Raw genomic sequence first — 10,240 nt, 5'->3', positions numbered from 1 at the left:
CGGTGCCCAGGAAGGCGATGGCCTTCATCGTCGAGATATAACGGACATCGAAGGCGAAGGCTTTGTCGGTGCTGAAGATCGACGCCATGTACGGCACCGAAAATAGCCCGGCGAGCGCGAACGGGATCAGCGCGACCAGCGCGATCTTGATGCGCGGCGGCGCGACGACGAAGGCGGTGATCGCGGCGGTCAGCGCCAGGCCGAGGACATAGGTGCGCATCCGCACGAGCGAGAAGATCAGCATGAAGCCGCCCGCCCAGACGAGCAGCCAGCCGATCCGCGGCGAGGCGAGGAAGCGGCGCCAGGCGTAAAGCACGCCGATCAGGCCGAAATACATCGGCAGGCGGATGCGGTTGCCGCGCGCGTCGACCGCCAGTACCGGCGCGTCGCCAGCGACATAATGCTGCGCATAGGCCGATTGCGGCGCCAGCGCCCACACGATAACCAGCAGCGCGAAGGTGATCGCCGCGCAAATCAGGAACGCGAAGGCCAGCTCGCGCAGACTGGGCAGCAACCAGCGCAGCAGCGCGAGGAACGAGAAGAAGTAGATCAGCGACAGCAGCTTCACCTGCGAGGTGAGCGCGACGAAGAACGTCTGTTCGAAGGTGAACAGCGAGATGAAACTGGGCACCAGAATGAGCCACAGGATCGACAGCAGCATCTGACGCCCGCCGGGCGGGCGTGGCCCGGCGAACAGCAACAGACACAGCGGCAGCGAGACGATCGGGAACGCTTTCGACAGCGCCCAGAGCGGCGGCAGCATCTTCACATAATGGAATGTCTGCCCGAACAGCGGCAGCACCGCGACCAGGATCGCGACATACGCCCAGCGCACGTCGACGCCGGCGACGGGCGCGCGAGCCCGGCCGGCGTTTGCCGCCCGTCGCGCTGACGCGGGACCGAAAGGCGCGGCCACCGCCATGTCAGCGCGTGAAGGTGGTGCCGTTGCCGATCGTATAGTTCAGGCTGCGGCTGAACGGCAGCAGGCGATTGATATGCTGATCGATCCACAGATCGGCTTCCGCGATCGAGGAGCGCGGGACGAACACGATATCCTGCGATGCCAGCGTGACGCCGGTCGCCTGCCCGTGGCGCGCATAGGCGCGTAGATCGGCATGGCGCTGCGTGATCGTGCCGTCCGCTTCGCGGTGAATGATGACGATCTGGCGCGATCGCGCCGTGTCCAGCAGCCCGCCCGCGACGATCACCGCCTGCAACGGATCCATCGTCGCGGTCAGCTTGACCGGGCCGGGCTGACGCACTTCGCCGCCGACATAGACGACGCCGCCATATTGCCGGATCGCCACCGTGGGGCGCGCATTCTCGACCACGCCCTGGCGCCGCAGGTCGTCGCTGATGACCGCCGCGACATCGTCCAGCGTGCGACCGCCGACCGGCATGTTGCCGACCAGCGGGATCGCCAGCCGGCCATCAGGGCCGACCGGGCCAGCATGATCAAGCTCGGGATTATAGGGAAAGGTGATCGTCACCTCGTCGCCCGGCGCGATACGATAGGGGGTGTCCGCCGCCGCCGTGGCGGGAGCGACGGCGGGTGTCGGCGCTGCCCCATGGTTCTTGCCGATCGCGGTCGTACAGCCGCACGTCACGGCCAGCGTCGCGGCGAGCCCCGCCACCTGGCGCCCGGCCCGCCGGAGGAAAAGATGCCTGTTCCGGGTGATGCGCACGCAATCCATGTTCCGCCCCATTTGCGATGCGGTCAGCAATAGCCGCCAAGGCTTAATGGAAAGGTAAGAGCGACGAAGTTATGTAATGTCGTCTCTGGGGCAAAGGGCCAGGATCGGCAAACGGCATGTTAGATTTTACGTCATCGCCGCCGCGCACCGAAACGCGGGTTGCGCACGGCCAATGGTCGCTGCGCGACGTGTTGAACGTTCTGTTCTATTATCGGCGGATCGCGCTGATCGTGGCGGCGAGCGTGACGTTGCTCGGACTGGTCATCGCTCTGGCGATGCCCGCGCGCTATAGCGCGGAGGCGCGGCTGCTGCCGTTGAGCGCCGGCGTATACGACATGCAGGACGCCGGCGGCGCGCCGCAGCCGGGGCAGGTGCTCGATCCGGCGGCGGTCGCGAACGTCGAGTTGCAGATGCTCGACAGCCTCGAACTGCATCGCACGCTGGTGCGGCAGGATCTCGGTCGCGATGCGACCCAGTCGGACGTCGATACCGCGTTGCGCCGATTCCAGTCGCGGTTGCACGTTACCAAGGCAAACGACGCCAATGTGATCGAACTGACCTATACCGATCACGATCCGCAACGCGCGGCGGAGATGCTGCGTCGCCTGATCCACCTGTATTTCGAGAGCCGCGCCAATGTGCTGACCGCCGGGCGCGTCACGTTCCTTGAGCAGCAGCGGGCGAAGATCAAGCAACAGCTGGATCGTGCGAACGCCAATATCACGGTGTTTCAGCAGCGGAACGGCATCGTCGATATCGCCGCGCAGGTCGCCGGCGCGGTCGCGCAGGATGATGTGCTGCGCAAGAACAAGCTGGATACCGACGCATTGCTTGCCGACGGGCAGCGCAGCCTGAGCAGCTTGCGCAGCCAGGCGCGTGGCGTGCCCGCCAACGTGCAATTGTATAACGACAATACCGAGGCGGCGCGCGCGCTGGGCGAGATGCAGGCGCAACTGCTGGGCTTGCAGGCCAAGCGCGCGGATCTCGCCTCGCGCTTCATGCGGACCGCGCCACAGGTGGTGCAGGTCGACAAGCAGATCGCGGCGCTGCAGGCGACGATCGATCAGCAACGGGCGACGCTGGTCGTCACCCGCCGCACCGGGCGCAACCAGTATTTCGATTCGACGCAGGACAAGCTGATCCAGGCGCAGGCCAGCGTCGCGGGCGCGCAGGCGCGGCAGGGCGAACTCGCTCAACAGGTTTCGGCATCGCAGGCGCGGTTGCAGCGGCTGAACGCGATCAACGATCGGCTGGCGACGATGAAGCTCGATCGCGACGTGCTCGCCGACAGCTTCAAGGCGCTGTCGTTGCAGGTCGAGCAAGCGCGCGTCCAGTTGAATCAGGCGTCCGACGCGGGCAGCCCGAACGTGCGGGTGATCGAGGCGCCCACCCCGCCGGCGGAGCGCAGCAATCCGCCGCTGCTGCTCATCATGGGCAGTCTGGTCGCGGGCATTCTGCTGGCCGGCGCGGCGGTCTTCGTGCTCGGCAGCCTGCGTGACACGTTCCTGTCGCCGGTCGAGGTGGAGCGCGCGATCGATCTCCCGGTGCTCGCCGCACCGCTCGAACACGATATGCGGGACCCGTCCGCGCATCATCGCGACTACAGTCGCCTGATCGCGGCGATCGACGCGGCCGGCGGGGCGGCGTCGCGCGCGGTGCTGCTGGTATCGCCCAATGCGCGGCTAAGCCTGCAGGCGGCAGCGCTCGGGCTGGGGCGTGCGATCACCCGCCGCACGCCCGAACGGCTGTTGCTGGTGCGCTTCACCGCCGACGCGCCGGTGCCTACGAGCGCGAAAGAGGTTGCGATCCAGCGGTTCGAGGGGATGGACACTGCGGTGATCGGCACCGCCGCCTGTTCCTACCAGCGGCTAGACGCTCGTTTGATCGCGGAGCTGAAGGGTGAATATGACTATGTGATCCTCACCGCGCCGCCGCTGTCGGAAGGCTATGAGGGCGTCGAACTGGCGCAGGCCGCCGATATGGTCCTCCCGGTGATCGAGGCGGAGACGACGCGCAAGCCGGTGCTGCAGAGCTTGCTGACGCAGTTGCAGGATGCTGGGGCGATCGTCCTCGGCGCGATCCTGCTGGGCCGACGCTCGCATATTCCGCCGGTGGTGTATCGCCTGCTGATCGAGCGGAAGTGGCGGGGCTAGGGCGCCGGACGATCCTGGCGCCGCGCGCCCGCCGCGATCGCCGCGTCGCTCGCCAGCCTGTCGGCGCGTTCGTTGTCGGGGTGGCCGGCATGGCCCTTCACCCATTTCCATTCCACCCGGTGAGGCTTGGCCGCCGCCAGCAGCGCCTGCCATAGCTCGGCATTCTTCACCGGCTTCTTGTCGGCCGTCTTCCAGCCGTTGCGTTGCCAGCCGTGGATCCACTTGGTCAGCCCGTCCATCACATAGCGACTGTCGGTCGACAGCAGCACGCGGCACGGGCGGGTAAGGGCGTTGAGACCCTCGATCGCGGCGGTCAATTCCATGCGATTGTTGGTGGTCAGCGGCGCGCCGCCGGACAATTCCTTCTCGTGCGTGCCGCTGCGGATCAGCACGCCCCAGCCGCCCGGGCCGGGATTGCCCTTGCAAGCGCCATCGGTCGCGATCTCCACCAAGGTCATCTCGCCATCCGTCATGCGAAGGCGTCCGGATGCGCGTCATACCAGTCGAGCCGGTTGAGATAGGCGAGCGGGTCCTTGCGCATCACCAGCGCGTCGGCGGGCGTATGGAGCCAGTCCCACGCGCGGCTTAGCAGGAAGCGCACGCACGCGCCGCGCGCTAGCACGGGCAGCGCCACGCGTTCCGCGGACGACAGGGCGAACCGCTCGGTATAGCCCGCCAGCAGCGCAGCGCCGACCGCGGCGTCATGGTTCCGCCCGTGTGCGTCGAACGTCCATGACGAATGCATCACCGCCACGTCATAGGCGCGCACGTCGGTACAGGCGAAATAGAAGTCGATCAGCCCGGTCACCGCGTCACCCAGCATCAGGACGTTATCGGGAAACAGATCGGCATGGATCGCGCAGACCGGCAGGTCCGTTGGCCATGCCGCCTCCACGGCGGCCAGCGCGGCATCGACGCGATCGTAGAGGCCCGGGCGGATCGTATCCATGTCACGCCCCATCCGCTCCAGCAGCGGTCGCCAGGTCGTGTGCCCCATCGAATTGGCGCGCTGTAACGGGAAATCCGAGACAGCGGCGTGCATCTCGCCCATCGCCCGCGCGGCGGCATGGGCCTGCGCGGGGGTGGGGTGCGACACCGATACGCCGGTCAGGAATTTGATCAGGCAGGCGGGGCGGCCGGCCAGCTCCTGAATCTCGATACCGCCGCGATCCTTGATCGCGGGCGGCACCGCCATCCCGCGCGCGGCGAGGTGATCGAGCAGCGCCATGAAGAATGGCAGGTCGTCGGCCGCGACGCGCTTTTCATACAGGGTAAGGATGAAGCGCGCGCGCGTGGTATCGACCAGATAGTTGCTGTTCTCGACCCCCTCGGCGATCCCCTTGGCGGAGATCAGCTCGCCAACGTCGTAGCGCGCCAGAAAGGCGGCGAGCGCCTCTGCGGAAACCTGTGTGTAAACGGCCATGTTATGACGTCATCCCAGCGCGGGCCGGGACCTCCCGGTGGCGAGGTGAGTGCCTGGTGTCCGATGCGCCGAACGATGCTGCATCACGCCGCTTCGGCGGCATCCAGCCCGCGCGGCAGCTTGAACGAGATCGTCTCGCGCGTGGTTTCCTCCTCACGCTCGATCACGTCGAAGCGCGTCGCCAGCAAATCCACCAGCTCGCGCACCAGCAGTTCCGGCGCGGAGGCGCCGGCGGTGATGCCGAGCGTCCCGACCCCATCCAGGAACCCCCATTCCAGGTCGGCGGCGCGCTGGATCAGCGCGGCCTGCACGCCCTGGCGTTCCGCCACCTCGACCAGTCGCAGCGAATTGGACGAATTGGGGGCACCGATCACCAGCACCGCGTCGCACGCCGCGGCGATCGCCTTCACTGCCGCTTGCCTGTTCGAGGTGGCGTAACAGATATCCTCGCCGCGCGGTGCCTGGATCGCGGGAAATTTCGCCTGCAACGCGGCGACCATCGCGGCGGTATCGTCCACCGACAGGGTCGTTTGCGTCAGAAAGGCGAGGTTGCCCGCGTCGGGCACCGTCAGCGATGCCACGTCGTGCACCGTCTCCACCAGCGACATCGCGCCCTGCGGCACCTGGCCGAAGGTGCCGATCACCTCGGGGTGGCCGGCATGGCCGATGAAGATGATGTGGCGCCCAGCCGCGACCAGCCGCTCGGCCTGGCGATGTACTTTCGATACCAGCGGGCAGGTGGCGTCGAGATAGTCGAGCCCGCGATCCTGTGCCGCCGCCGGCACCGATTTCGGCACCCCGTGCGCGGAGAAGACGACCGGCGCGCCATCGGGAACCTCGTCCAGTTCCTCGACGAATACCGCGCCTTTCGCCTTCAGCGAATCGACGACGAACTTGTTGTGCACGATTTCATGACGGACATAGACGGGCGCGCCATGCTTCTCGATCGCAAGCTCGACGATCCGGATCGCGCGATCCACGCCGGCGCAGAAACCGCGCGGCGCAGCGATCAGCAATTCCAGCGGGCGGCGATCGGAAGCGGTATCGGGCATGGTGTCGCGCTTACGCGAATGCTTGCTCCGGCGATAGTCGGTTCCTATGGTGCGGCGCGATCCGGGGCCACTATGCCCTCCTGCGGGAGGTATCGGCCCCGTTGTCGTGTGTGCCCAACGGTTCGGGATACCTTCGTGACCTTTCGCTCGCTTGCCGCCCCGCTTCTCCTCCTGATCGCGGCCGGATGCGCGAAGAGCGGGGAGATCGATGTGACCCAGGGGGTCGGCATCACCTCGGTCCGCTCCGCGTGCCCCACCGTCGGCGTACCCGCGGGCACCGGCGACGTGACGCTGTTCGATCCGCCCGCCAGCCGTACCGCCACCGCGATCGACGTCAGCGCGACGATCAGCAACGTCCGCTCGACCTGCGATGATCAGAGCGCCGAAGTGGTGACACGCATCACCTTCGACGTGCGTGCGCGCCGCACGCGGGCCGAGGGCGCGCGCGATGTGACCTTGCCCTATTTCATCGCGATCACGCGCGGCGGCAGCTCGGTGGTGTCGAAGCGGCTGGGCCAGGTGCAGCTTCATTTCGACGCTGGCCAGGCGATCGCCAGCGTGAGCGCGGACGCCAGCACCGCGATCGACCGTGCCTCTGCGACGCTGCCGCAGGATGTGCGCGATCGATTGACCCGCAAGCGCAAGGCGGGTGATGAGGATGCCGCGGTCGATCCGCTGGCGGACCCGAAGGTGCGCGCCGCCGTCGCGGCGGCCTCGTTCGAGGCGCTGGTCGGTTTCCAGCTGACCGAAGATCAACTGAAATATAACGCGACGCGCTAACCACGGGCGGGCGCGCCTCGACGCCGGCCATCACCGTCGTCGCGAACTCGCTCGCGACGACGGTGCCGGGGCGTTAGCGCCCCGCCTGCGCCATCGGTCGGGCACCGCCACGGCCGCGGCCACGTCCACCACGGCGGCGGCTGGCATTGGCATAATCGCGACCCTGGCCACCCGCCTGCGCGGTGCCGGCAGTCGCCTTGGGCGCGTGGCTCGCCTTCGGCCGGGCCGGTGCGCGGGGGCCGCGCTGGCGATCCTCGCGCGGGGCGGGATCGGCGCCGATCGCCTTGACGCGCTCGCTACGGATCTTCTCCGCACGGCGCAGGAAGTCCTCGGGCAGCGCGCCGATCGTCACTTTCTGCCGTGTCAGCTTTTCGATGTCCTTCAGATACGGCCGCTCGTCATCGGCGCAGAAGGCGATCGCCTCGCCACTCGCCCCGGCGCGCGCGGTGCGGCCAATGCGGTGGACATATTGTTCCGGCACGTTCGGCAGTTCGAAATTGAACACGTGGCTGACGCCAGACACGTCGATGCCGCGCGCGGCAATGTCCGTGGCGACGAGGATCGGCACCTCTCCGGACTTGAACGCCGCCAGCGCGCGTTCACGCTGCGGCTGGCTCTTGTTGCCGTGGATCGCGCTGGCGGCGATGCCGTTGCCCGCCAGCAGCTTCACGACGCGATCCGCGCCATGCTTGGTGCGGGTGAAGACGAGCGCGCGGTCGATCGGCATGTCCTGCAGCAGGATCGTCAGCAGCGCCTGCTTCTCGGTCTGGTTGCAGAAGATCACCGACTGGTCGACCCGTTCCGCGGTGGTGGAGGCGGGGACGACCGACACCGTCGCGGGATCGTGCAGAAACTGATCCGCGAGCTGGCGGATCGACGGCGGCATCGTGGCCGAGAAGAACAGCGACTGGCGCTTCCGCGGCAACATGCGCACGATCTTCTTCAAGGCGTGGATGAAGCCCAGATCGAGCATCTGGTCAGCTTCGTCGAGGACGAGGATCTCGATCATCGACAGGTTGAGGAAGCCCTGCTCGACTAGGTCGATCAGGCGACCCGGCGTCGCGACGAGAATGTCGACCCCGCGCGACACGTCGCTGCGGTTCCTGGCGATGCTGGTCCCGCCGAAGACAGTGGCGACCGACAGGCGCGAGAACTGGCCATAGGCGCGCGCATTGTCGGCGATCTGCCCCGCCAGCTCGCGCGTCGGCGCCAGGACGAGCATGCGGCAATGCGTCGGCAGTACGCGCTTGTTGGCTTCTACCAGGCGCTGGATCGAGGGCAGCACGAACGCGGCGGTCTTGCCGGTGCCGGTCTGCGCGATGCCGAGCAGGTCGCGCCCTTCGAGCAGTTGCGGAATGCTGTCGCGCTGGATCGGGGTGGGTTCATTATAACCCTTGGCCGCGAGCGCGCGGACGAGGGGTTCGGCAAGGCCGAGAGTGGCGAAAGGCATGGATATCATCCTGTACGGTGCCGGGCTCGCACGGCCGGAAGGCGCACGAGTGGCGGGGAAAATTGACGCCCCGCGTGACTTGGGAAGCCCGTGAAAAATCGACCGAGACGGAGCCTGGGCCCAGGGGCCCGATCACGCTGCCGACGTCTCGATACCGCGCGCTATGCATGGTGCGGCGCAAAAAGTCAATCGTGGGCGATGAACGGCTCCCGCTTGCGGCAGATGGTCCCGTTCCCGCATCGCTTCACCTAGATCAAGAAGTTCGCGGGGCATTTGTTGACACCTTCCGCCGCCTAGGCCGTTAGGGGCTTCCCATGCCGCAGCAACTACCCCGCACGACTAGCGAATTTGTCGACGCGCCCGCGGTCGGGCGCTGGAACTGGGATATCGTCAATGACCGCGTCACGTCCGATGCGGATTTCGCGCGTCTGTACGGCGTCGATCCCGAACTGGCGAGCATTGGCGCTCCGCTGTCGTCCTTCTTCGCGGGGATTCATCCCGACGATCGGGAGCGCGTGCGCGCGGCGATCGAGCAGACGATCGCCACCGGCGAGCTGTTCGCCGCGGAATACCGCGTCATCGGACGCGATCGACGGGTGCGCTGGCTGGCGGCGCAGGGCCGGGTCGATGTCGACGCGGAGGGGCATGCGACGCACTTCCCGGGCGTCAGTTTCGACATCGACACGCGCAAGCGGGCTGAGCTGCGCATGGCGGCGCTGGTCGACCTGTCGGATCGCCTGCGCGAGCCCGGTGATCCGGGTGACCTCGCGCTGGCGGCGGCGAGCGTGCTGGGCCGGGTGCTAGACGTCAGCCGCGCCGGATACGGCACCGTGGACCCGGTGGCGGAGACGATCACTACCGAGCGCGCCTATTGCGCCCATGGTATCGCGCCGCTGCCGCCGATCCTGCACTTCCGCGATTACGGTTCCTATATCGAGGACCTGAAACGCGGTGTGACGGTCGCGATAGAGGATGTGCGGGAAGATGATCGCACGCGCGCCACCGCTGAGGGACTGCGCGCCCTGGCGGCGATGTCGTTCATCAACATGCCGGTGACCGAGCAAGCGGGATTCGTCGCGCTGCTGTATCTCAACAATGCCGTGCCGCGACCATGGTCGGAGGAGGAACTGGCCTTCGTTCGCGCGGTGGCGGAGCGGACCCGCGACGCGGTCGAGCGCCGTCGTGCCGAACAAGAGCTGGCGGCGCTCAACGCCCGGCTGGAGCAGGAGGTGGAGGCGCGCACCGCCGAGCTGATGATCGCCGAGGAGCATCTGCGCCAGGCACAGAAGATGGAAGCGGTCGGCCAGCTGACCGGCGGGCTGGCGCATGATTTCAACAATCTGCTGACGGGCATGTCCGGCGCGCTGGAGATGATCCAGGTGCGGATCGCGCAGGGCCGGATCGGCGAGCTGGATCGCTATCTGCATGCGGCGCAGGGCGCGACCCGGCGCGCGGCGGCGCTGACGCACCGTCTGCTTGCTTTCTCGCGACGGCAGACGCTCGATCCAAAGCCCACCGACGTCAATCGGCTGGTGCAGGGAATGGAGGAGCTGATCCGGCGGACCGCCGGACCGTCGGTGACGCTGGAGGTGGTCGGCGCGGCGGGGCTGTGGGATGCCTTGGTCGACCCCAACCAGCTTGAGAACGCGCTGCTGAACCTGTGCATCAACGCGCGCGATGCGATGCCC

At 67.3% G+C, this 10,240-nt stretch carries 9 protein-coding genes; 3 read left to right on the top strand and 6 right to left on the bottom strand.

Translation table 11 applies throughout. The features are described from left to right. The coding region (locus ACFDSW_RS11900; RefSeq protein ID WP_375250505.1) for a hypothetical protein at positions 1-835 on the bottom strand (835 nt) is incomplete at its 3' end. A gap of 88 nt (positions 836-923) precedes the next feature. Beyond that, a complete protein-coding gene (locus ACFDSW_RS11895) occupies positions 924-1,685 on the bottom strand; it encodes a polysaccharide biosynthesis/export family protein (protein ID WP_375250504.1) in 762 nt (253 codons plus the stop codon). 125 nt (positions 1,686-1,810) lie between these two features. On the opposite strand from ACFDSW_RS11895, the gene ACFDSW_RS11890 reads away from it, so the two are divergent. After that, the gene (locus ACFDSW_RS11890) at positions 1,811-3,847 is read left to right on the top strand and encodes a GumC family protein (protein WP_375250503.1); all 2,037 of its coding nucleotides are present in this window, start codon (positions 1,811-1,813) and stop codon (positions 3,845-3,847) included. On the opposite strand, the gene rnhA is transcribed toward ACFDSW_RS11890, so the two are convergent. From rnhA to ispH, 3 genes are all read right to left on the bottom strand, one after another. Further along, complete coding sequence (gene rnhA, locus ACFDSW_RS11885; RefSeq protein ID WP_375250502.1) at positions 3,844-4,305, bottom strand: ribonuclease HI; 462 nt, start codon at positions 4,303-4,305, stop codon at positions 3,844-3,846. The genes ACFDSW_RS11890 and rnhA overlap by 4 nt on opposite strands. A gap of 11 nt (positions 4,306-4,316) precedes the next feature. Then, on the bottom strand, positions 4,317-5,270 hold the full coding sequence (gene thrB, locus ACFDSW_RS11880; protein ID WP_375250501.1) for a homoserine kinase: 954 nt from the start codon (positions 5,268-5,270) through the stop codon (positions 4,317-4,319). Between the two features lie 83 nt (positions 5,271-5,353). Further along, the gene (gene ispH, locus ACFDSW_RS11875) at positions 5,354-6,322 is read right to left on the bottom strand and encodes a 4-hydroxy-3-methylbut-2-enyl diphosphate reductase (RefSeq protein WP_375250500.1); all 969 of its coding nucleotides are present in this window, start codon (positions 6,320-6,322) and stop codon (positions 5,354-5,356) included. Between the two features lie 135 nt (positions 6,323-6,457). Between ispH and ACFDSW_RS11870 the strand changes: the two genes are divergently transcribed. Continuing rightward, the gene (locus ACFDSW_RS11870; RefSeq protein WP_375250499.1) at positions 6,458-7,102 is read left to right on the top strand and encodes a hypothetical protein; all 645 of its coding nucleotides are present in this window, start codon (positions 6,458-6,460) and stop codon (positions 7,100-7,102) included. A gap of 73 nt (positions 7,103-7,175) precedes the next feature. Here the strand turns inward: ACFDSW_RS11870 and ACFDSW_RS11865 are convergent, their stop codons facing one another. Further along, a complete protein-coding gene (locus ACFDSW_RS11865; protein ID WP_375250498.1) occupies positions 7,176-8,552 on the bottom strand; it encodes a DEAD/DEAH box helicase in 1,377 nt (458 codons plus the stop codon). A gap of 314 nt (positions 8,553-8,866) precedes the next feature. Here ACFDSW_RS11865 and ACFDSW_RS11860 point away from each other — a divergent pair. Further along, positions 8,867-10,240: PAS domain-containing protein (locus tag ACFDSW_RS11860; protein ID WP_375250497.1), on the top strand; the 1,374-nt coding region annotated here is incomplete at its 3' end.

This window comes from Sphingomonas sp., assembly GCF_042091075.1.
In the GTDB taxonomy this organism is placed as follows: Bacteria; Pseudomonadota; Alphaproteobacteria; order Sphingomonadales; family Sphingomonadaceae; genus Sphingomonas.
The sequence above is the reverse complement of the archived record's forward strand: the minus strand, read 5'-3'. Positions and strand labels throughout refer to the sequence as shown.

Excerpts from the sequence above, each read along its gene's own strand:
- ispH (WP_375250500.1), bottom strand. The coding sequence starts at position 6,322 with ATGCCCGATACCGCTTCCGATCGCCGCCCGCTGGAATTGCTGATCGCT.
- rnhA (WP_375250502.1), bottom strand. The coding sequence starts at position 4,305 with ATGACCTTGGTGGAGATCGCGACCGATGGCGCTTGCAAGGGCAATCCC.
- ACFDSW_RS11890 (WP_375250503.1), top strand. The coding sequence starts at position 1,811 with ATGTTAGATTTTACGTCATCGCCGCCGCGCACCGAAACGCGGGTTGCG.
- thrB (WP_375250501.1), bottom strand. The coding sequence starts at position 5,270 with ATGGCCGTTTACACACAGGTTTCCGCAGAGGCGCTCGCCGCCTTTCTG.
- ACFDSW_RS11865 (WP_375250498.1), bottom strand. The coding sequence starts at position 8,552 with ATGCCTTTCGCCACTCTCGGCCTTGCCGAACCCCTCGTCCGCGCGCTC.